This is a genomic window from Arthrobacter sp. TJ-238 (genome assembly GCF_058269215.1).
In genome coordinates this window covers 132,852-153,771 of sequence record NZ_JBZCNH010000008.1, presented here as the reverse complement: position 1 = coordinate 153,771, position 20,920 = coordinate 132,852, and the positions used below count along the sequence as shown (strand labels likewise).

At 68.7% G+C, this 20,920-nt stretch carries 22 protein-coding genes and 1 pseudogene; 14 read left to right on the top strand and 9 right to left on the bottom strand.

Features of this window, described 5'->3' with window-relative positions:
• Nucleotides 1–593, top strand: a 593-nt coding sequence (locus AC4D2O_RS16790) for a LacI family DNA-binding transcriptional regulator (protein ID WP_490908490.1), incomplete at its 5' end; no start/stop codon positions are given.
• A 312-nt stretch (nucleotides 594–905) separates the two neighbouring features.
• Here the strand turns inward: AC4D2O_RS16790 and AC4D2O_RS16785 are convergent.
• Nucleotides 906–1,598 (bottom strand): FadR/GntR family transcriptional regulator, encoded by a 693-nt coding sequence (locus AC4D2O_RS16785; RefSeq protein ID WP_490908489.1) that lies wholly within the window; start codon nucleotides 1,596–1,598, stop codon nucleotides 906–908.
• A 4-nt stretch (nucleotides 1,599–1,602) separates the two neighbouring features.
• Nucleotides 1,603–1,929 (bottom strand): annotated as a pseudogene (locus AC4D2O_RS16780) (nitrite/sulfite reductase); the annotation flags it as partial.
• A 211-nt stretch (nucleotides 1,930–2,140) separates the two neighbouring features.
• Between AC4D2O_RS16780 and fdxA the strand changes: the two are divergent.
• Both fdxA and cysK read left to right on the top strand, forming a co-directional pair.
• Nucleotides 2,141–2,458, top strand: coding sequence for a ferredoxin (gene fdxA / locus AC4D2O_RS16775; protein ID WP_490908488.1), 318 nt, complete (start codon nucleotides 2,141–2,143; stop codon nucleotides 2,456–2,458).
• Nucleotides 2,459–2,534: 76 nt separating this feature from the next.
• Nucleotides 2,535–3,470, top strand: coding sequence for a cysteine synthase A (cysK, locus tag AC4D2O_RS16770; RefSeq protein ID WP_490908487.1), 936 nt, complete (start codon nucleotides 2,535–2,537; stop codon nucleotides 3,468–3,470).
• 136 nt (nucleotides 3,471–3,606) lie between these two features.
• Here cysK and AC4D2O_RS16765 read toward each other — a convergent pair whose 3' ends face one another.
• Complete coding sequence (locus AC4D2O_RS16765) at nucleotides 3,607–4,404, bottom strand: sirohydrochlorin chelatase (protein WP_490908486.1); 798 nt, start codon at nucleotides 4,402–4,404, stop codon at nucleotides 3,607–3,609.
• Nucleotides 4,405–4,575: 171 nt separating this feature from the next.
• Nucleotides 4,576–5,373: an alpha/beta fold hydrolase gene (locus AC4D2O_RS16760; protein ID WP_490908485.1), complete on the bottom strand. Its 798-nt coding sequence runs from the start codon at nucleotides 5,371–5,373 to the stop codon at nucleotides 4,576–4,578.
• A 53-nt stretch (nucleotides 5,374–5,426) separates the two neighbouring features.
• Here AC4D2O_RS16760 and AC4D2O_RS16755 point away from each other — a divergent pair, with 53 nt between their 5' ends.
• Entirely contained in the window at nucleotides 5,427–5,957 is a 531-nt protein-coding gene (locus AC4D2O_RS16755; protein ID WP_490908484.1) for a helix-turn-helix domain-containing protein, read from the top strand.
• 123 nt (nucleotides 5,958–6,080) lie between these two features.
• Here AC4D2O_RS16755 and AC4D2O_RS16750 read toward each other — a convergent pair whose 3' ends face one another.
• On the bottom strand, nucleotides 6,081–7,523 hold the full coding sequence (locus AC4D2O_RS16750) for a lipase maturation factor family protein (RefSeq protein ID WP_490908483.1): 1,443 nt from the start codon (nucleotides 7,521–7,523) through the stop codon (nucleotides 6,081–6,083).
• 85 nt (nucleotides 7,524–7,608) lie between these two features.
• Complete coding sequence (purB, locus tag AC4D2O_RS16745) at nucleotides 7,609–9,039, bottom strand: adenylosuccinate lyase (protein ID WP_490908482.1); 1,431 nt, start codon at nucleotides 9,037–9,039, stop codon at nucleotides 7,609–7,611.
• Nucleotides 9,040–9,152: 113 nt separating this feature from the next.
• Here purB and AC4D2O_RS16740 point away from each other — a divergent pair, with 113 nt between their 5' ends.
• The 7 genes from AC4D2O_RS16740 to AC4D2O_RS16710 all read left to right on the top strand — a co-directional run bounded on the left by AC4D2O_RS16740 (nucleotide 9,153) and on the right by AC4D2O_RS16710 (nucleotide 16,038).
• Nucleotides 9,153–9,458 (top strand): hypothetical protein, encoded by a 306-nt coding sequence (locus AC4D2O_RS16740; protein WP_490908481.1) that lies wholly within the window; start codon nucleotides 9,153–9,155, stop codon nucleotides 9,456–9,458.
• Complete coding sequence (locus AC4D2O_RS16735) at nucleotides 9,455–10,741, top strand: hypothetical protein (protein WP_490908480.1); 1,287 nt, start codon at nucleotides 9,455–9,457, stop codon at nucleotides 10,739–10,741. Before AC4D2O_RS16740 ends, AC4D2O_RS16735 begins: the two co-directional genes overlap by 4 nt.
• Nucleotides 10,738–11,892: a histidinol-phosphate transaminase gene (locus tag AC4D2O_RS16730; protein WP_490908479.1), complete on the top strand. Its 1,155-nt coding sequence runs from the start codon at nucleotides 10,738–10,740 to the stop codon at nucleotides 11,890–11,892. The genes AC4D2O_RS16735 and AC4D2O_RS16730 overlap by 4 nt, the downstream gene beginning before the upstream one ends.
• A gap of 145 nt (nucleotides 11,893–12,037) precedes the next feature.
• Nucleotides 12,038–13,252, top strand: coding sequence for a pyruvate dehydrogenase (acetyl-transferring) E1 component subunit alpha (pdhA, locus tag AC4D2O_RS16725; RefSeq protein ID WP_490908478.1), 1,215 nt, complete (start codon nucleotides 12,038–12,040; stop codon nucleotides 13,250–13,252).
• Nucleotides 13,252–14,226, top strand: a complete 975-nt coding sequence (locus AC4D2O_RS16720) for an alpha-ketoacid dehydrogenase subunit beta (protein WP_334211233.1) — start codon at nucleotides 13,252–13,254, stop codon at nucleotides 14,224–14,226. Before pdhA ends, AC4D2O_RS16720 begins: the two co-directional genes overlap by 1 nt.
• Before the next feature lie 9 nt (nucleotides 14,227–14,235).
• A complete protein-coding gene (locus tag AC4D2O_RS16715; RefSeq protein WP_490908477.1) occupies nucleotides 14,236–15,807 on the top strand; it encodes a dihydrolipoamide acetyltransferase family protein in 1,572 nt (523 codons plus the stop codon).
• Between the two features lie 9 nt (nucleotides 15,808–15,816).
• The gene (locus AC4D2O_RS16710; RefSeq protein WP_490908476.1) at nucleotides 15,817–16,038 is read left to right on the top strand and encodes a hypothetical protein; all 222 of its coding nucleotides are present in this window, start codon (nucleotides 15,817–15,819) and stop codon (nucleotides 16,036–16,038) included.
• Between the two features lie 3 nt (nucleotides 16,039–16,041).
• Here AC4D2O_RS16710 and AC4D2O_RS16705 read toward each other — a convergent pair whose 3' ends face one another.
• Both AC4D2O_RS16705 and AC4D2O_RS16700 read right to left on the bottom strand, forming a co-directional pair.
• Nucleotides 16,042–17,346, bottom strand: coding sequence for an aminotransferase-like domain-containing protein (locus tag AC4D2O_RS16705; protein WP_490908475.1), 1,305 nt, complete (start codon nucleotides 17,344–17,346; stop codon nucleotides 16,042–16,044).
• A gap of 67 nt (nucleotides 17,347–17,413) precedes the next feature.
• On the bottom strand, nucleotides 17,414–18,382 hold the full coding sequence (locus tag AC4D2O_RS16700) for a LuxR C-terminal-related transcriptional regulator (RefSeq protein ID WP_490908474.1): 969 nt from the start codon (nucleotides 18,380–18,382) through the stop codon (nucleotides 17,414–17,416).
• A 374-nt stretch (nucleotides 18,383–18,756) separates the two neighbouring features.
• On the opposite strand from AC4D2O_RS16700, the gene AC4D2O_RS16695 reads away from it, so the two are divergent.
• The 3 genes from AC4D2O_RS16695 to AC4D2O_RS16685 all read left to right on the top strand — a co-directional run bounded on the left by AC4D2O_RS16695 (nucleotide 18,757) and on the right by AC4D2O_RS16685 (nucleotide 20,182).
• The gene (locus AC4D2O_RS16695) at nucleotides 18,757–18,897 is read left to right on the top strand and encodes a hypothetical protein (protein ID WP_490908473.1); all 141 of its coding nucleotides are present in this window, start codon (nucleotides 18,757–18,759) and stop codon (nucleotides 18,895–18,897) included.
• Nucleotides 18,898–18,983: 86 nt separating this feature from the next.
• Nucleotides 18,984–19,934, top strand: coding sequence for a lantibiotic dehydratase C-terminal domain-containing protein (locus AC4D2O_RS16690; RefSeq protein WP_490908472.1), 951 nt, complete (start codon nucleotides 18,984–18,986; stop codon nucleotides 19,932–19,934).
• Nucleotides 19,935–19,993: 59 nt separating this feature from the next.
• Complete coding sequence (locus tag AC4D2O_RS16685) at nucleotides 19,994–20,182, top strand: hypothetical protein (protein ID WP_490908471.1); 189 nt, start codon at nucleotides 19,994–19,996, stop codon at nucleotides 20,180–20,182.
• A gap of 173 nt (nucleotides 20,183–20,355) precedes the next feature.
• Here the strand turns inward: AC4D2O_RS16685 and AC4D2O_RS16680 are convergent, their stop codons facing one another.
• Nucleotides 20,356–20,916 (bottom strand): NAD(P)H-dependent oxidoreductase, encoded by a 561-nt coding sequence (locus AC4D2O_RS16680; RefSeq protein WP_490908470.1) that lies wholly within the window; start codon nucleotides 20,914–20,916, stop codon nucleotides 20,356–20,358.
• Nucleotides 20,917–20,920 lie beyond the last annotated feature (4 nt).

Sequence of the window (20,920 nt, the reverse complement as noted above, 5' to 3'; positions counted from 1 at the left end):
TGGGCGGCAAGGTCGCGTTCATCAGCCAGGACGCGGCTCCGTTCGCCACCGTGCTCCTTGACAACTTCGGCGGAGCCCGGAACCTGGCCGTCACTCTCGTGGAGCTCGGCTACCGGGACATCGGCGTGGTGGCCGGGCCGCCGGAGATCCGGACGGCAGCGGATCGGCTTGCCGGGTTCATGGCAGGACTCGCGGACCACGGTATCTCCGTGCCGCCCGAGCGCATCATCCACACCGAGTTCACGCGCGACGGCGGCTACCGTGGCACCGAGCAGCTGCTCGCCTCGGGGGCGTCGGTGGACCTGGTGTTCGCCGTCAACGACGTCATGGCCGTGGGCGTCGTCTCGGCCCTGCGCGATGCCGGGATCGTGCCGGGCGAGGGGATCGGCGTGGCGGGCTTCGACGACATCCCCACCGTCCGTGACATCACGCCGGCGCTGACCACGGTGCGGATCCCCCTCGAGGACGTCGGGCGGCGCGCCCTCCGGCTGGCGACCGGAACCGCCTACGACGCCCCGGGCGAGGACACCGGTGATGGCCCTGCGCCGATTCCCACCGAGACGATCATCCGGGGAAGTACGCCCCGACGGTAGTCCGGACAGAGGACCGCATCCGGCTGTCGAACCTGCGGATACCAGGGTTGTAAATGCCACGACATGCCGGACTCATCGGCGGCACGACAGGATGGTCGGTCCGCCACCTGGAACTGCACGACATCTACTACCCGCGCTGAGGCCCGCGCCCCGTCCGTCGAGCGGCGCGCCGGCCTCAAACCGGACGGAACGAGCCGATCATCCGGTCCCTGCTCACCGGCATCGATTCCGGGCGCCTCCCGCTTCTGGACGATCTGCTTCGCCTGATTCGCGACCGGCACCGAATCCCCGCAACAGCAGAAGGGCTCCTGGTCACTCAGCGCGAACCGGAGCTAGGCGTGCCCGCGAGTTCGACAGGTGTGTCCGCATTGCAGCTGCGCTGCCCTGGGGATCCCTGCGTTGAATGGCGTCATGAACCGCCTGGTGCTCATCGAGCACGCGACCGTAGTGTGCGCCCTGTGCTTCTGGACCGCTGTGCATCAGACGGGTCTGAGGCATTGCGATCATCGTCGTTCCGAGGGACTCGAGCAGGTCGAGGTAGAAGCGGTTGTTCGCGGTGATGGCGATACGGCGGTGGAACTCGTAATCAGCCGTGACGGCTGCAGACGGTTTCTGCCGTGACGCAGCGAACGCATTCAGGGCGTCACCGATAGCCCCCAGCTGCGCCGTGGACCGGTGTTGCGCAGCCAGAGCGGCTGTCTCCGTCTCCATGCCTATGCGGAAATCCAGCAGATCAAGGCGGTCCTGGTGGCTGTGCGCCTCCTGGACCGGTGCGGTGAAGGGGCGGCCGCTCGGGCGGGTGAGGACGTACGTGCCCTTCCCCCGGTACTTCTCGACAAGTCCGGCGGTCTGCAGCCGGGACAAGGCTTCCCGGATCACGGTGCGGCTGACCCTGAATTCCTGCTCGAGTGCGCTTTCGGCCGGCAGTTTGTCTCCAGGGTGCAGCTGCCCGCTGATGATCTGCTGTCGGAGTGAATCGGCGACGGTGGTGCTGAGGTTGCTCATTTCCTCGCAACATCAAATATCTGTCCTCAAGCTCGTGCGGCTCAAGAGTTGCGGTCTTCCCGCCGTCGATGCCCGGCTTTCGCTGGGTATAAAGGCCCCACCAGCGAAAGCGGCCGTGCAGGTCGGTCTTCTCGATGGAATCGAAACCATGCTTCGAATACACCTGCTCGATCCGATCCCGGACGTTCAGGCCACTGACCTGCTGTTTCCATGCCTCATTCGCGTTCAGAGGAGCGGTCCCGTCGACCTTCCACTGCCCATTCGGCTTGCCTGTTTTCGCCGCGCCGAAACTGTTCCGGGCACTCAAAGAGGCTGCTGCTGAACTTGTCATACCGGGACAGTACGTGGACGCATGCCATGACACGAAGGAATTACCACGGTCTTAACCCGGAGTCTCACGCAGTAATACAAAGACGTCACTCGTCACATACCGCCATGAAGTGACTTACTCCCTGGTCGAGGAATGTCGCCCGTACAGTGTCTTCGTCAAGGGCGCACGACTTCGTCGCAGGCACGCGGAGTTCCGAGGAAAGGCGTGGGACGTGACCTACGTAATCGCGCAGCCCTGCGTGGACGTCAAGGACAAGGCCTGTATCGAGGAGTGCCCTGTCGATTGCATCTACGAGGGCGAGCGGTCGCTCTACATCCACCCCGACGAGTGCGTGGACTGCGGTGCGTGCGAACCCGTCTGCCCCGTCGAGGCGATCTACTACGAGGACGACACCCCCGAGCAGTGGGCCGAGTACTACAGGGCGAACGTCGAGTTCTTCGACGACCTCGGCTCGCCCGGCGGCGCCACCAAGGTCGGCAACACGGGCTTCGACCACCCGATCATCGCGGCCGTGCCGTCCCGGAATTAGCACTCCTCTCTCGCGGCCTCAGGCAGCACATCCCTTTCTTTCATCCGCTTACAGCACAGATCAGGCAGGTTCAGTCATGGCCCGGATTTACCACGACGTCACCCAGCTCGTGGGCGGCACCCCCTTGGTGCGCCTCAACCACCTGACCAAGGATCTGACTGCGGATGTGGTGGTGAAACTGGAGTTCTACAACCCGACGAACAGCGTCAAGGACAGGATCGGCGTCGCGATCATTGATGCCGCAGAACAATCCGTGGCCCTACGCCCAGGCGGAACAATCGTCGAAGGTACTTCGGGCAACACTGGAATCGCCCTGGCGATGGTCGGCGCGGCACGTGGCTATAAGGTCATCCTGACAATGCCCGAAACCATGTCCACCGAGCGCCGAGTGACGCTTCGAGCATATGGGGCGGAAATCATTCTCACCCCAGGCTCCGAAGGAATGCGAGGCGCCGTCGAGCGAGCGAAGGAGATTGTCGCGACAACGGACAATGCCGTCTGGGCCCAGCAGTTCGCCAACACCGCTAATCCCGAAATCCACAGGCTGACTACGGCCGAAGAGATCTGGGAGGATACTTCGGGTGCTGTTGATATTTTTGTCGCGGGCGTTGGCACCGGGGACACGGTGACCGGGGTCGGACAGATCCTCAAGAAATACAACCCCGAGGTGCAGATTGTCGCTGTCGAGCCTGCCGAGTCCGCCATCCTCAATGGTGGAGCGCCCGGTCCGCACAAGATTCAGGGCATCGGGGCGAACTTCGTCCCGGCTGTTCTGGACATCAACATCTATGACGAGGTCATCGACGCCTCCCTCGAGGACTCGGTACGAGTTGCCCGAGCCCTGGGAGCCGAGGAAGGTATTCTCGGAGGAATATCGTCTGGAGCCATCGTCTGGGCCGCCCTCGAACTGGCAAAGCGTCCGGAGAACGCCGGCAAGCTCATCGTGGCGATCGTGTGTGACTTCGGTGAACGCTACATCTCGACAGTGCTCTTCAACGACATCCAGGTTTGACGCGCGCTGGTTCATAAGTGCCGATCAGAATGCTCTCGTTGTTGCACTTCGATCCGCTTCTACGTTCGCCACGATGACTGGTCCGTGATGAATTTCGAATACTCCCTGGGCCGCCTACCCGGCATTCCGGGCGGGATCAGGCTGGTTGGGGAGAACCGCCCCTGAGGCACGTTTTCACGCGTGCCCGGCAGGGCCTGGAACACCCTCCCGCACCGACGGCCGCCTCCTCCCCCCGCAGGCGGGCAACGGCGTCGTCATACCGGCTGAGTGCGATCTCGGCGGTGACCGGATCCGGCAGCAGGGGAGCGCTGACGACGTCGGCGCCGGCCCTGGCCAGTTGATCGTGGAAGTACCCGGGGGCCAGAAGGTACGACGCCACCGCCACCGGCGAAACGTCCGAGCCGGTGCGGCAGGCCGCCACGGCCTCGGGCACGGACGGCGACGCTTTGGAACCGAATCCGGATAGCACGGGACCCGTGCGGAGTCCGGCAAGGACGGCCCTCACCTCGGCGACGTCCTCGGCGGCGCAGGCGTCCGAGGAACCGGCGGCGGCCAACACCATGGCGTGACCCTCGTCCACCCCGGCCTCGACAAGACGCTGGTGAAGCACCCGGGCGAGCCGCGGGTCGGGGCCCAGCGGAAGGGCGGACACCGTTTGCGGACGGCCCGCCGCCGCCCGGGCAATGTCTACCTTGACGTGGTAGCCGACCGACAGCAGCAACGGCACAATGACAGCCTCACGCCCGGGCGGAAGGGATGCGACGACGTCCACGAGATCAGGATCCTGCACATCCACGTACGCCTCGAGAACGTCGATGCCGGGCCGAAGGGCCGCGATGCCTGCCCGGACGGCGTCAATTTCACTGCGTCCCTGCACGTTGTCCGTACCGTGCGCGCAGGCGATCAGTACGGGGCCGGATCCGGAGAGAGTCATGAGAGCCATTCAAGCACCAGCGTGGGCTCATACGGCAGCCTCGCCCCCAGCGACAGCGCCCTCGGCGGGGTCCTCCTCCACCAGGCCCGTCCACCTACCGCAGTGCAGCTATGCCAAGGGCTCCTCGGGGTCCTCGGGATGACAGACAGCCACCTGGACAGCCGGAGGGTGTCAGGAGCCTGTCGAGGAGAGGGGAGTGAAGCCCGTCGGCAGCGTCCGGTGCTCGAGCCAGTGACGTGTGGCCTGCTCGAACAGCCGCGGCTGTTCGCCGACCCACCCGTGGTGCATTCCGGGCACGGTCCCGGCAACCGCGCAGGGGATCGTCGCTTGAATCGTCCTGAGCGATCGGAGGATGAGCGTGTGTTCGCTGCTGCCGGCTACCGCAAGAACCGGCACCTCCTTATGCGCCAGGGACTCCGGCAGTGTGAAGTGCAGTGCCTGCCCGTTGATGGTTCGCAGTGACTCACGGTCAGAGGCCTTCGCTGCGGAGCGGAAGCCGTCGACCTGGTCCGCCGGTACCTTGAGCATGCGTGCGTTCCATCGGATGAAGGGATCCGATTGCATCACCGGTGAGAGCAGGTGACCCGTCGCCTTCATCAGCCAGGGATGAGGAAAGGGCAGGACGTTCACCCCACTGACCATCACGCTGCGAACTCTCGAACTGGTTGCTGCAACTTCGAGCCCGACGTACCCGCCGAGGGAAAGCCCCACCAGATGCGCCCGACCACCCTCTGCACGGGCGGCAATGACCTGATCGACCAGGTCCGCCGTCTTCGCCATGGAAACCCAGGGCAGCCTGTTGCTGCCACCATGGCCGGGTAAGTCGGGAACGATGACATGGAACTGTTGCGCCAGGCCCTCACCAACGGAGTGCCACATCCATCCGCTGGTTGCCATGGCGTGCAGAAGGACGACCGAGGGGCCCCGACCACGACCTTGTTCATGCACCTGAACATCCTGCACGAGCATGGATCGATCATTCCCAAACTTGGGAATGTTGTCAACGGCGGCAAGATTGACTCATGGACGAGCGAACAATGACCGAGATCCTGTTCCATCCGATCCGGCTACGCATCGTGCAATCGATGCGCTCGGGCACGACCTGGTCTACCGCGGAGCTTCACCAGCGGATTCCGGACGTACCAGCGAGCACGCTGTATCGCCATGTGCGGACACTCTCGCAGGCCGGCATCCTGGAGGTCGTCGAAGAGCGCGCCGTGCGGGGCACCATCGAACGGCACTATGCCCTTGTTCACGGCGCAGGAAGTGTCACTCCTGAGCAGCTTGCGCATATGGACCGCGATCAACATGCCGCGGCCTTCGGCGCCTTCGTTGCCGGCCTCATAGCGGCCTTCAGCCGGTCCATGGAGAACCCAGGGTTCGACCTTCAACGCGACGGCGTCAGCTACCGACAGGTCCCAGTACAGCTGAGCGACACGGAGCTGGCGGATCTAGCCGCAGCGATCGACGGCGCGGTTGCTCGACTGACTCAGGCCCCTGACCCCGGAGACCGCCGAACGAGGCTGCTGACAATGATCGTCCTGCCGGAATAAGAGCCACCCGATCAACCTGTCCGCGTGGATGTCGGTCCTGGACGCCCTCACCCGAGCGAAGGCGCTGTGGCTGAGCTTTGTCCCTGCTCCCATCGTCGTCTCGAGCTGGTGCACCAGGTCGGCTCAGGATGCCTCGGCGCGCAGTGACGCCGCGTTGACGAGCACGCCCTGCGGTTCGCGGATCCACACCAGCCCCGTCTCCCGCTTCTCCTCCCGCGTCGCGAAGCGGTAGAGGAAGACGCGCGCCCGCACGTAGCGGGGCCGCGCGCCGTCGAACGGGTCCTTCCGCAGCAGTTTCAGGATCAACGGGTCCGCCTGCAGGAGCTTGACCAGGAACGGCGTGAACCAGCCGCCGTCGGACCCGAGCGCGAGGAACCACATCATCCAGTCCAGCCGCAGGTGGTAGGGCGCGAACTGGCGCGGCAGCCGGGACGGGTCCCCGGGCTTGCCCTTGAACTCGTACTCGCGCCATTGCGCGCCTGGCCCGGCGTCGTCGAGCGTGCCCTCCACGATCACCTCGTGGCGGACCTGCGTGACGCTGCCGAAGGCGCCGTACGCGTTGCCGAGGTGCCAGCGGTTGAAGCTCGCATTCATGAGCTGCCGGCGCGCGAACAGGTTCACCAGTGACGGCCAGCTCAGGTAGGCCAGGAGCAGCATCGCGAGGACGACGACGAGCGTGAACCACAGCGGCGTCGGCGCGTACTCACCGGACAGGTCGAGCGCCGGGAACACCGCCTCGTAGAAGGAGTCGGGCACGGCGCCGAACGCCAGGATGATCGTCAGCGTGTTGAGCCACGCGAAGTTGCCGGACAGCACCAGCCAGCCCTGCGTCACGATCATCACCAGCGCCGCGAATCCCGCGACCGGCTGGGGGGCGAACAGCAGGAACGGTACCGCGAGCTGCGTGACGTGGTTGCCCGCCACCTCGATGCGGTGCAGCGGCTTGGGCAGGAGGTGGAAGAACCGGCTGGCCGGATTCGGCATCGGCTGGGTCTCGTGGTGGTAGTACAGGGCCGTCAGGTCACGCCACGATCGGTCACCACGCATCTTGATCATGCCCGCGCCGAATTCGAGCCGGAACACGAGCCAGCGGATCATCAGCAGGACCAGGAAGGGCGGCGCCACCTCGTTCGACCCGAGGAACGCGACGATGAAGCCGGCCTCCAGGAGCAGGCTCTCCCAGCCGAACCCGTAGAACGTCTGGCCCACGTTCACGATCGAGGTGTAGAGCCACCAGATGAGGAGGAACGCCACGAGCGGCACCCAGGGTGGCCCGGCCTGGGGGAGCCCGAGGACCAGCAGGGCGGAGACGGCCGCTCCGGCCCACGCAACGGTGAGCAGCAGGCGGTCCGAGTAGTGCCGGCGGAACAGCGACGGGCCGGCGCGGCTGCCCGCCCGCTCGAGGAACACGGGAACGGGCATCAGCCCTTTCTCACCGAGGAGGGCGGGGAACTGGGCGACGGCGGACAGGAAGGCGACGAGGTACACGGCGGCCACGCCGCGCTGCACGATCTGGCGGCCCACCTCGTAGTCCTCGGCCGTCAGGACACCGGTCACCCACTCCATCCCTCCAGCGTTCTCCCCGTGCGGAGACGGCGTCAAGGAGGCATGCGAGCGCCGACGGAGAGCGCGTTCTGCTAGCGGTCCGGGCTCAGCCGAGGTGGTCCACGAGGCGGTCCGCGATGCCGGTGTAGCTCGCGGGGGACAGGGCGAGCAGGCGCTGCTGGGCCGCGTCACTCAGGCCGAGACCACCGACGAACTCGCGCATGCGGTCCGCGTCCACCCGGCGGCCGCGCGTGAGCTCCTTGAGCCGCTCGTACGGGTCGTCGAGCCCCGGCACGCCCGCGATCGCCTCGGCCCTCATGACCATCTGTACCGCCTCGCCGAGCACCTCCCAGTTCCCGTCGAGGTCCGCCGCGAGCACGTCCTCCGCGACGTCGAGCCGGGCCAGGCCCTTGGCGACGTTCGAGATGGCGAGCAGCGAGTGCCCGAGGGCCACCCCGATGTTGCGCTGGCTCGACGAATCCGTCAGGTCGCGCTGCCAGCGCGAGGTCACGAGGGTGGAGGCCAGGACGTCGAGCAGCGCCGAGGAGATCTCGAGGTTCGCCTCCGCGTTCTCGAAGCGGATGGGGTTGACCTTGTGGGGCATCGTCGAGGAGCCAGTGGCCCCCGCCACCGGGATCTGGGCGAAGTATCCGATGGAGATGTAGCTCCACACGTCCGTGCAGAAGTTGTGCAGGATCCGGTTGAAGCGGGCCACGTCCGAGTACAGCTCCGCCTGCCAGTCGTGCGATTCGATCTGGGTGGTCAGGGGGTTCCAGGAGAGCCCCAGGCCCTCCACGAAGGACCGGGACACCTCCTGCCAGTCGGCCTGGGGGGCCGAGGCGTAGTGGGCGGCATACGTGCCGGTGGCCCCGTTGATCTTGCCGAGGAACTCCGTGGCGGCGATGCGGTCGAGCTGCCGCGTCAGGCGGTGCGCGACGACGGCCATCTCCTTCCCCAGCGTGGTGGGCGTGGCCGGCTGGCCGTGGGTGCGGGACAGCATCGGGGTGTCCCGTGTGGACCGTGCGAGGTCCCCGATCGCCTGGACGAGACTGCGCGCGGCAGGGAGCCAGGTGCCGAGCACGGCGCCCTTGATCCCCAGGGCGTAGGAGAGGTTGTTGATGTCCTCCGAGGTGCAGCCGAAGTGGACGAGGGGCTTCAGGTGGGCGATACCGAGTCCCTCCAGGCGCCGCCCGAGGTAGTACTCCACGGCCTTCACGTCATGCACGGTGACGGCCTCGATCTCGCCGAGCTCGGCCACGGACGCGGCGTCGAAGGACGTGACGACGGCGCGGAGGCCGGCCTCCTGCTCCTCGGAGAGTGGCTCGGTCCCGGGCAGGACGGACCCGCGCGTGAGGTGGATGAGCCACTCGACCTCGACGTGCACGCGGTCGCGGTTGAGGGCCGCCTCGGAGAGATGATCGATGAGCGGGGCGACCGCCTCCCGGTACCGGCCGTCCAGCGGTCCGAGGGTCAGCGACGTCCCCTCGCCTCGGGACAGTGCAGCGAATTCGACGCGGGGGAGAGCGGAGTCAGCCATGCTCCCATCCTTTCATGGCCCGCGGAGCCGCCGGTGTCCACATAGCCGCCGGTCCCGCCGTCCCGCGCCGTTCCCCTTCCTAGCGTGGAGGGACGCCAGGAAGGGGAAAGGTCATGGACAGCACGCCAGGCGCTGCAGGATGGGAACCGGGAGTGGCCGCGAGTCGGCAGGTCGCGGGCATGGAGGCCGCCCTCCGGCGTCATGCGGAGCAGCTCCAGGGCATCCGGCGGCACGCGCTGTCGGTCTCCCTGCTCTCCTGGGAGTCGCCCGCCGGTGCCGCGTTCAGGGCCTATCTCTCAGAGCGGTGCACCGAGCTGTCGCGGACCATCGACCTCCTGGACTCGGCGGCAGCAGACCTGCGCGTCTACGGAGGTCTTCTCCTCGAGGCGGAGGTCCTGCAGGGGCAGGCGGCGCCGTGACGGACGGACTCCGCCCCGTCCAGGGCGACGACGGTCCGCTCACCGTCCGCGGAGGCGTGGGCGGCATCCGGTTCCAGTGGGAGGAGCTCGACGAGGCGGTGCGGGTGCTCTCGCTCCTTGCGACGGACACCGGGGGCGTCGCCGTCGCCCTCACCTTCCTCGACCGGGACCTCAGTGAGCTGCCCTGGCGGATCCTCCACCTCGATCCGCCCGGCGGCGTGGCGGGGCCGTCGTACCAGGCGGCCCTCGCGCACCTCGACGCCGCCTGGACCTCGGCGCTGGACAACGGCCGCGCGCTGTCCGTCACGAGGGACCGGCTGGGCGCGAGCCTGACGGCCTATCGTCTGGCGGACACGGCGGCCGACGCAATCATCGAGGCGGCCCGAGCCCGGCACGAGGCGGCGGCCCGCGCCCTCGCCCGCGGAGCCGTCCGCGGCGGCGCACTGGAGGTCGGTCCCATCAAGCTCCGCGGGCGGGATGCCGGTACGCCGGTCGCCTTCGACGGCACGGTCACCGGACTCGTCGATCGTCTGGCCGCCGTCGAGGCCGAGGACCCGGGGACCTTCGAGGTGCTCCGGGCCGGGACGGTCAGGGATCCCGTCTACGTCGTCGTGCTGCCGGGCACGCAGGAGGGGCGCATCCGCGGGCCGGGCAGCAACCCGTTCGACGCCGGAGGGGTCGCGGAGGCGTTCGGGGAGGACAGCCGGTTCACCGACGCAGCGGTGCTCGAGGCGCTCGGGCGGGCGGGCGCTCGCGACGGCGATGCGGTCATCGTCGCCGGCTACAGCCAGGGCGGACTCCACGCCGTGAACCTCGCTGGGTCGGGCGGGGTCGGCGAGCGGTTCGATGTGCAGGTGGTCCTGACCGTCGGCTCGCCCACCGGGCTGCACGCGGCGGGTGCGGGCGAGTACCTGCACCTCGAGCACCACGACGACGCCGTGCCGCGGCTCGACGCCCTGCCCAACGCCGATGGCCGCCACCGGACCACCGTGGAGCTCGACACCCCTGTGCCGGGCCCCGCCCGCACGGAGGACGGCTCGCAGGAGCCGCGTGGCCTCGGAGCCGCCCACGCGCTGGAGAACTACGCGGTCGGGGCGCGGCTGGTGGATGCCAGCGACGCCCCGTCCCTGGCGCCGGCGTCGTCCCTGCTGGCCACTGCGGCGGCCGCGGGGACGGCCCACCGCTACTCCTTCACGGCCACCCGGAAGCCTCTGCCGGCGCGGGACGCCGGCCTCCGGACCCCGCGCGCCTCCCGGGACGGCGGGTCTAGGCTGAACCCATGACGTCGATCGATGACCTTCCGGCACCCCCCTCCGACCAGGCGGATCCCCGCAGCGACGCCGGCATCCGGCCGCGCGGCGTCCTCGGGAAGCTGCCGCGCTACGCGGCGGGCAAGCCGCCCGTCGTCGTGGAGGGACTGGAGAGCTTCAAGCTCTCCTCGAACGAGAACCCGCTGCCGCCCCTCCCGGCCGTGCTCGAGGCCATCGCGGCCGAGACCTCCATCAACCGCTACCCTGACCCCCTGACGACGGCCCTGCGGACCGAACTGGCGGCGTATCTGGGCGTCCCTCCCACCGACATCGTGACCGGCGCGGGCAGCCTCGGCGCTCTGAACCAGATCCTCGCCACCTTCGCCGGGCAGAACGACTTCGACGCGCCCGACGAGGTGGTCTACGCCTGGCGGTCCTTCGAGGCCTACCCCATCAGCGTGGGCCTCGCCGGCGCCACGGGCGTACAGGTCCCGGTCAGGTCGGACGGGACCCACGACCTCGAGGCGATGGCCCGGGCTGTCACCGACCGCACGCGCGTGGTCCTGCTCTGCACGCCGAACAACCCCACCGGCCCGATCCTCACGCGGGACGAGGTGGTCGGCTTCCTCGCGGAAGTACCCGCGCACGTCGTCGTCGTCATCGACGAGGCCTACCAGGAGTTCGTCCGGCGCGACGACGCCGTCGACGGGATCGAGCTGTACCGGGAGTACCCGAACGTCATCGTCCTGCGCACCTTCTCGAAGGCCCACGGCCTCGCGGGACTGCGGGTCGGGTACTCCGTCGCGCAGCAGGGGCTCACCGAGCACCTCAGGGTCTCGGCGGTGCCGTTCGCGGTGTCGCAGGTCGCCGAGCATGCTGCCGTGACCTCCCTGCGCCACATCGACGCGGTGGAAGCCAGGGTGCAGTCCATCGTGGACGAGCGGACCCGCGTGGTCCGCGGGCTCCGTGACCTCGGCTGGGCCGTTCCCGAGGCGGAGGGGAACTTCGTCTGGCTGGCGCTCGGCGAGCACACGCAGGACTTCGCCGCGCGGGCTGCCGAGCGGGCGCTCTCGGTCCGCGCCTTCGGCTCGGAGGGCGTGCGCGTCTCGATCGGGGAGGAAGCGGCCAACAGCCGTTTCCTCGAGCTGTGCGGAGAGTACAGCCACCGCCCGGCCGCAGGGTGAGGCGATGCGACCCCGTCTTAAATAGGCCTAAGGGCGCGCGCTGATTAGTCTTGGTCGAGGTGCCGCCGGAACATATGTTCGGCGGTGTATGACTTACGGCACACATTCCTCTTACGGAATGTACAGCGTCGGGTAAGGAGCAGAAATGAACAGCAGCCGATTGCCGGCAGCGGAATTCGAGGCCGAGGAGGTCCTGCGTGCCACGCTGCCCGCGGAGCCCGACGGGGAACACGGCGTCGTGACGCTGCAGGTCCTCGCGGCCGACGGGACCATGGCCCGCAGCCTCACCGCCACGATCGCCGGCGAGCACGTCGACTTCTCGCCCTACCTCGCAGCGGACGACGCGGGGCACCTGCGCTCGCTGTACCGCGACATGTTCCTGATCCGCCGCTTCGACCAGGAGTCCACCGCCCTGCAGCGCCAGGGGCAGCTGGCACTCTGGGTCCCGCTCACCGGGCAGGAGGCGGCGCAGATCGGCTCCGGGCGGGCCCTCGCGCCGCAGGACTATGCGTTCCCCACGTACCGGGAGCACGGCGTCGCCCTCACCCGCGGCGTCGAGCTGTCCGACATCCTCCGCCTTTTCCGGGGCGTGACGAACGGCGGCTGGGACCCCCGCGAGCGGAACTTCCACCTGTACACGCTGGTGCTGGCCGCGCAGTCCCTGCACGCCGTCGGCTACGCCATGGGGCTGCAGCGGGACCAGCTCGCCGACCCGTCGCTGCCCCGGGCCGCCTCCATCGCGTACTTCGGCGACGGCGCGAGCTCGGAGGGCGACATCCACGAGTCCATGGTGTTCGCCGCCTCCTTCGACGCCCCCGTGGTGTTCTTCTGCCAGAACAACCAGTGGGCCATCTCCGTCCCGTCGAGCGTGCAGGCGAAGGTGCCCCTCGCCCAGCGGGCCAAGGGCTACGGCTTCCCCGGTGTGCGGGTGGACGGCAACGACGTCGTCGCCGTCGAGGCGGTCACGCGCTGGGCGCTCGAGCACGCGCGGTCCGGCAGGGGCCCGGTGCTGATCGAGGCCTACACATACCGGATGAGCGCCCACACCACGGCCGACGATCCGACGAAGTACCGACTGACCCAGGACGAGCAGGAGTGGCTGCCCCGCGACCCGCTGATCCGCCTCGAGGCGCATCTCCGCGCTGCGGGCCTCGCTGACGACGCCTTCTTCGAGGACCTCGGCGCCGAGGCCGCCACCATGGCCGCCGATCTCCGTAAGGCGGTGCTGGCCATGACCGCACCGGACCTCGAGAGCCGCTTCGCCGCGGTCTACGCCGAACCGCATCCGCTCATCCAGGAGGAGCTGCGGTTCTTCCAGCAGTACGAAGCCGGCTTCGCCGACGAAGGGAAGCACGCCTGATGGCGACGATGACCATCGCGAAGGCGATCAACGAAGGGCTGAGGGCGTCGCTCGAGAACGACCCGAAGACGCTCCTCATGGGCGAGGACATCGGCGAGCTCGGCGGCGTGTACCGCGTGACCGACGGCCTGAAGAAGGACTTCGGCGCCCTGCGGGTGGTCGACTCGCCGCTCGCGGAATCCGGCATCATCGGCACGGCCATCGGGCTCGCCCTGCGGGGCTACCGCCCCATCTGCGAGATCCAGTTCGACGGCTTCGTGTTCCCCGGCTTCAACCAGATCACGACGCAGCTCGCGAAGCTCCGGACGCGCAGCGATGGCATGCTGAGCGCGCCCGTGGTCATCCGCATCCCCTACGGAGGCGGGATCGGCAGCGTGGAGCACCACTCGGAATCGCCCGAGGCGCTCTTCGCCCACACCGCCGGGCTGCGCATCATCACGCCGTCGAATGCACAGGACGCGTACTGGATGATCCAGCAGGCCGTCACCTGCGAGGACCCGGTCATCGTCTTCGAACCCAAGCGCCGCTACTGGCTGAAGGGCGAGGTGGACACGTCGGCCCCGGTCGGGGATCCGTTCTCCGCCCACGTCCTGCGGTCCGGAACGGACGCCACCATCGTCGCGTACGGCCCGCTCGTTCCCGTGGCGCTCGCTGCCGCCGCGGCCGCGGAGGAGGACGGGCGCAGCGTCGAGGTGATCGACCTCCGGTCCATCTCGCCGATCGACTTCGACACCGTCACCGAGTCCGTGACCCGCACCGGCCGGCTGATCGTGGCCCACGAGGCCCCGACCTTCGGCGGGATCGGCGGCGAGATCGCCGCACGGATCTCCGAACGCGCCTTCCTCTCGCTCGAAGCACCCGTCATCCGCGTGGGCGGCTTCCACATGCCCTACCCCGTGGCCCGTGTGGAAGAGCAGTACCTGCCGGACATCGACCGCATCCTCGAGGCACTCGACCGTGCCTTCGCATACTGAAGGACCCCCATGACGCTCAATACGTTCAACCTGCCCGATGTCGGAGAGGGCCTCACCGAGGCGGAGATCGTGCAGTGGAAGGTGGCACCCGGCGCCACGGTGTCCGTCAATGACGTCATCTGCGAGATCGAGACCGCGAAGTCCATCGTCGAACTCTCCTCGCCCTACGCGGGCACTGTCGCCGAACTGCTCGTCGCCGAGGGCGAGACAATCGAGGTCGGCACCCCGATCATCTCCGTCGAGGACGCAGCCGCGGTGCCCGGCACGGCGCACGACGGCGGGCCGGTTCCTGCCGGTGCCGCCGACGACGCCGCCGGTGCCGCCGATGATGCCGCCGACGCCGCCCCGCTCCCCGTCCCCGAGATGCCGGGCGAGTACGCGAGCCCCCGCGCCGGGGCGGGCGCGCCGGCCGCTGCGGCGCCCGGTGCCGCAGCTCCCGAATCCACCCCGGACGCCGCTCCAGGACCGCTCGTCGGCACAGGACCGAAGGCCGACGCCGTCAAGCGCCGCCCCCGCAAGCCGCAGGCGGCACAGGCGACCGGGGCCGATGCTCCGCGCGCCCCTCGAGTGGACGGGCCGAGCCCTGCCGGCGGGGCAGCCCAGGGCGTTCCGGCTCCGCGCCCGGCCGGAGAGCCGGCATCGCTACCGCAGCCGGCCGAGGCGGAGCACCCCGCCCGGGTGAACCCGCTGAACCAGCTCATCAATCGCGTGCTGGCCAAGCCGCCGGTCCGCAAGGCCGCCCGGGATCTCGGCATCAACCTCGCCGACGTCCCGGCCACGGGGACCGCCGGCGAGGTCACCAAGCAGGACCTCATGAGCTACCAGTCCCAGCGCGACGCCGAACAGGACGGGGCCGATTCGTTCTGGGCGGAGCGGACGCTGCTCGGCGGCGGCCGGATCGAGCGTATCCCCGTCAAGGGCGTGCGCAAGGCGACGGCCCGGGCGATGGTGCAGAGCGCCTTCACGGCCCCGCACGTCAGCATCTTCGTGGACGTGGACGCCTCCCGCACCATGGAGTTCGTCAAGCGCCTCAAGGCGTCCCGGGACTTCGAGGGCATCAAGGTCTCACCCCTGCTGATCCTCGCGAAGGCCGTCATCTGGGCCGCTGCGCGCAACCCCTCCGTCAACGCCACCTGGGCGGAGGACGAGATCCTCGTCAAGCACTTCATGAACCTCGGCATCGCCGCCGCGACGCCGCGCGGCCTCATGGTCCCCAACATCAAGGACGCCCAGGACCTCTCCCTCAAGGAACTGGCGCTGGCGCTGAACGACCTCGCGACGACGGCGCGGGCCGGTAGGACGCAGCCCGCCCAGATGCAGGGCGGAACGCTGACCATCACCAACATCGGGGCGCTCGGCATCGACACCGGAACGCCGATCATCAACCCGGGGGAGGTCGCGATCGTGGCGTTCGGCACCATCAAGCAGAAGCCCTGGGTGCTCGACGGCGAGGTCATCCCGCGCTGGATCACCACGCTGGGCGGCTCCTTCGACCACCGGGTGGTCGACGGCGACCTCAGCGCCCGCTTCATGGCCGACGTCGCCTCGATCCTCGAGGAGCCGGCCCTGCTGCTCGACTAGGGTGGGCTCATGAACCAGCCCCTCCCCGGCGACGGTCCCCGGCGGCCGCGCCCGCGCTACCCGCTGAACAGGCTCCTGCTCGTGGTGCTGATCGGGTTCGTCGCGTCGATCGTCCTGCAGGCGGCCTTCCCCGGGCTGGGCACGGTGGCCAGGCTGTCCATCCTGCTGATCGTCGCGGCGCTCATCTCCCTCGCGGTGACGCTGCGCCAGCGGAGGCGCCCGCCGCGGTAGCGATCAGGCGGACGCGGTCCGGTTCTCCTCGATCGCCGTCCGCAGGATCGGCGCGAGGCGCCGCACGCCCTCGACGATGTCCTCGGGGGAGACGGCGCTGAAGGCCAGGCGGAGCTTGTTGGACGGCTCGTCGGACGGGGTGAACGCGGCGCCGGGGATGAACACGACGCCGGCGTCGATGGCCGTGTACAGCAGCGGGTAGGTGTCGATGCCTTCGGGGAGGGTGACCCAGACGAAGAACCCGCCGTCGGGGGTGGTCCAGCGCACGCCGTCGGGCAGTTCCTCCGCGAGGGCACCGAGCATCGCGTCGCACCGCTCGCGGTAGAGGTCACGCATCGAGTGGAGGTGGCCGCGCCAGTCGTAGTCCGTCAGGTAGGCGGTCACGAGCATCTGGGTGAGCGGCGACGGGCAGAGCACGACGGCCTCGCAGGCGAGGTAGAACCGGCGGTAGAGGTGCCTGGGCACCAGCGCCCAGCCGAGCCGCACGCCGGGCGCGAAGATCTTCGAGAAGGAGCCCAGGTAGATGACGTCGTCGGGATTGCCCGCGCGCATGGGCTTCAGCGGTTCGCCGTCGAAGCGCAGCATGCCGTAGGGGTTGTCCTCGAGGACGAGGATGTTGTGTGCACGGCAGATGTCGACGACCCGCTGGCGGCGGTCCGCCGCCATCGTGATGCCGCTCGGGTTGTTGAAGCTGGGGATCGTGTAGAGCAGCTTGATGGTGCGGCCCTGCCCCTCGAGGTCGGCGATGGTGCGTTCCAGCTCGTCCGGGATCAGTCCGGCGTCATCCATCGGGATGGTGACGGCGTCCACCTCGTACGCCTCGAACGTGTTGAGGGCGCCTACGTAGGTGGGGTCCTCGCAGAGGATCACATCGCCCGGGTCGCAGAACACCTTGGCCGCGACGTCCTGGGCCGACTGTGAGCCGGTGGTGATCACGACGTCCTCCGGGCTGGCGCCCTCGATGCCCTCGGCGGCCATGACGTCGCACACCAGCCGGCGCAGCTCCTCCATGCCCTGGCCCCCGCCGTACTGCAGGGCCTCGAGGCCGTGCTCGGCGATGATCTTCTGGGCTGTCCGTCCGAGGTCCTCGAGCGGGAGTGACTTCAGGTACGGGCTCCCGCCGGCCAGGGACACGAGCCCCGGACGGATGGAGATGTCGAAGACGTCCCGCACCGCGGACTGCTTGATGTTCGCTGCCCGCACGGAGAACAGCGCATCGTGCCGGTTGGCGGAGTCGACGGCCCTTTCGAGGGCTGCCTCTGTCTCGGCGGGCAGGAGGTCGGCGGGGGCTTCGCTGGAGGACGTCACGCCCAGAGTCTAGGCGGGGGTTCACCGTCAGGCAACAGGTGTTGCACAGGAGTGCGTTGCGGCGAACCTAGACCCAGCCCGCGTCCCGTGCCTTCAGCGCGGCCTGGAAGCGGCTGTCCGCGCGCAGGGTGTCCAGCATCCAGGCGATGTGCCGCCGGCACGTCCTCACGTTGATGTCCAGGCGCCGGGCGATCGACTCGTCGGACAGGCCGTTGGCCAGTCCCTGGATGATCGAACGCTGCAGGCTGCTCAGGGGCGACTCGACGCGCTCGGGTGCGAGGAAGGATTCGCTGATCTCCCAGGCGACGTCGAACAGGAGCGTGAAGATGTTGATCAGGCTGGAGTCTCTGATGACCAGGGCGGCCTTGTCCTCCCGCGTGAGCTGACGCCCCACGAGCGCCAGCTTCTCGTCGAAGATGAGCATGCGCAGGGGGATGAACGGGAGGACGCCGAACTCGCCCCCGCCGGCCGCGATCGCCTCGACCGCCCTGCGGGTGGGTACGTGGTCGCGCAGGCTCGTGTCGTACAGGGTCCGGCGTCGCACGCCGTGCTCCAGCAGTTCGAGATCCTTGCGGATGCTCTCCTCGTGGACGTCCGCCGTCGAGCCCTGGCCGGGCTGCGCGATGTAGACCTTCTCGGTGACGTCCCGCCCGTAGTCGATGAGCACCCGGTGGATGAGGTGGGGGTCCTCGAGCGTCTCCACGGAGGTGCTGGCGAGAACGCTCTTGCGCGCTTCGAGGAAGGCGGGCAGGAGGCTGGAGAGCTCGCGACGCTGGCTGCTGATGCGCGCCTTCAGGTCCTGGAGGGAGCGTTCGTCGGCGTCGACGAGATCCGCGAGGGCGACGTCGGGCGATACCGCCACGAGACCGTCCGGTCGTCCCGCCTCAGGGCTGAGCAGCCGGCGATTGGAGAGTTCGGCGATGGCCGCCTCGATACGGCGCAGGGTCAGGCCCAGGGCATCCGACGCTTCGGCGCGCGTCCAGCCGGGATGCCCGACGGCGTAGCGGTATACCTCGAGCGACGTGGCGTCCAGCATGGGCAGTCCTTGTCCGGGCCACCGGTGCGGTAGCGGCATCGTCACAAAGCGAAAAACATGACGTGTCCAGTTAATGACAGATCAGGGAGGCTGGCAATTTCATGAGACCGAAGACGCCGTCCAGACCCGCCATTCCGCGGATTTCCCGACTGCGAAGCAGCGTACCAGCAGCGCCGGCGACGTGTCCGCGTCCTGTTTGCGCCATGTCCGCAAACGGCCATGCGTACCGCTGGACACCGCCTCCCGGCGGCCGACATTCTGGGTGAGCCAGCCCGCAGGGAAGCCCCGCAAAGGGACCCGCAGGGACTCCGGACGCTGCGGACCAGCAGCGCACCACAGCTCGACCTCCCGGGAACGGGCCAGGAAGGATCGCGATGAAGAAGGTATTCGGCGTAGTTGCGGGCCTGCTGATCGTGGGGGCAGCCGTGGCGCCGGCACAGCAGTCGGTCGACGCAGCGAGTTGGGACTGGCCCAAGGGCCAGATCACGGCAGGCAGCTGGGACTGGCCGAAGTAAACGGGGAGACCTCGGACTAGAGCCCGGAGCCTCCCCCCGAGAACCCGCCCCAGCGGGGGTGATCACAGACCCTGAAGGAGAGAGCCATGAGCCAGGTGACCGCCGTTCGAACCGCCTCACGAACGGTCGTCAGCACTCAGTGGTGGCATCTCTCCCTCTCGACGGGTGGCTTCGATGTAGCGGACGGCATCATCGAAGAGCTGGTCACCCCGCTGGTGGCGCAGGCACAGGCGCTCGGCGCCAAACGCTGGTATTTCAGCCGGTACGAGGACGCCTCGACGGGTGTCGTCAGTCAGGTCCGGCTGAGCATCCATGCCCACCCGCGCGTCCTCGACCGCCTCCGCGCGTTCCAGAGGGTGCTCCAGACCCGCAGTTCCCGCGCATTGCCGCTGCTCGTGGTGCGCCAGCACATCACCGCACCGGCCAGCAACACCTACTACTCCGGCGGCCAGGAGCCGGCCGACCCCCAGCTCGAGGCCAACCTTGTGAAGTACGGCGGCGTGGAGGGCCTCCACCTCGCCGAGGAGGTCTTCGAGCTCAGCTCAGAGCTGGCCATCTGGGCCAACCAGCGCTTCCCCCGCATGCAGAGCCGCTCGGCACTGGGCGCCCTGGTGCTCTTCGATGCTGCGCAGGCCATGATGCGCGGTCCCCGATCCGCGGGCTGGCCCGACCGCCGTCGCCTCACCTGGGATCTCTACTGGGACGGCCACCTGCGCACCTGCACGGCCGACGTCGGCCCGCGTGCCTCCGGGGTACGCGAGGCGATGACGGCGCAGGTCGCATCCAAGGCCACCGGATTCCATGCCCTCATGGCGGCCACCGCCTCCGAGCCGGCGGTGCAGAACTGGCGACGCCGCTGGTTCCGAACCCTCGACACCTACCTGTACCGTGCGGACAAGGTCCGCGTCAGCCGTAGCGCACAGCACCTCACGGTGTATCAGGCGCACATGGCCCTCAACCGCCTCGGGTTCGTCGCCCGCGAGGAGGCGGCGCTGGGACTGTATGCGCGGACGTGGAATCCCAGGCCCACCTCCTGAACGATGGTCCGGATCCCCTGTCGGCCGGCCCGCCAGAACCACGAGCGAAGGACTGCATCATGAACGCAAGGAACACCATCGTGCTGGCCGTCGATGCAGACCTCTCGGAGGTCCTCGGCTGCTCGTCGGAGGACGTCGAGTCCATGCAGAACGACGGCGTGCTGGAGCCGCAGGGCCAGCTGTGGGAGATCGGCCCGGCGCAGGAATACCTGCGGGACGCCGTCTGGGCCGACAGCCTCTGGCACTGACCTGCCCTTCCCCGGCTGCGACGGACACCTGACAGAAACGGCATATCTGACAGAAACGGCATATCTGACAGAAACGGCACGACGCCGGTGCGGGCACCGGCGTCGTGCCGTTCAGGTTGTTCAGGTCGAACTGTCCGGGTGGACCCGACCGGGTCGGGCCGGATCGGGCCGGACTAGGCCGCGATGGGTGCGGTTGCTCCTGCGAGGGCGTTCAGCACGTCGGTGACGGCGCCGGCTACCTCGGCGTCGTCCTTCGGGTGGAGCTCGGCGAAGCGCGTGATCGAGCCGCCGATGGAGAGCTTGACGCCGTCGACGACGGTGGCGCCGGCGACACCGAGCGCGCGGCGGGCCTCGTCGTGCGCCCAGACTCCGCCGTACTGGCCGAAGGCCGAGCCGATCACGGCTGCGGGCTTGCCCGAGAGGGCACCTGCACCGTAGGGGCGGGACAGCCAGTCGATGGCGTTCTTGAGCACGGCCGGCATGGTGCCGTTGTACTCGGGGGAGACGAGGAGGATGGCATCGGCGTCGCCCGCGGCGGCGCGGAGGTCGTCCGCGGCTTTCGGGCGGTCGGTATCGTTGTCGATGTCCTCGTTGTAGAACGGGATGTCGCTCAGGGCATCGAAGCCGACCACCTCGACAGCGGCGGGCGCGTGCTCGGCGGCGGCCTCGGCCAGCTGGCGGTTGATGGAGCCTTCCCGCAGGCTGCCGACGAGGGTGAGGATCGTGGTGGACATGAAG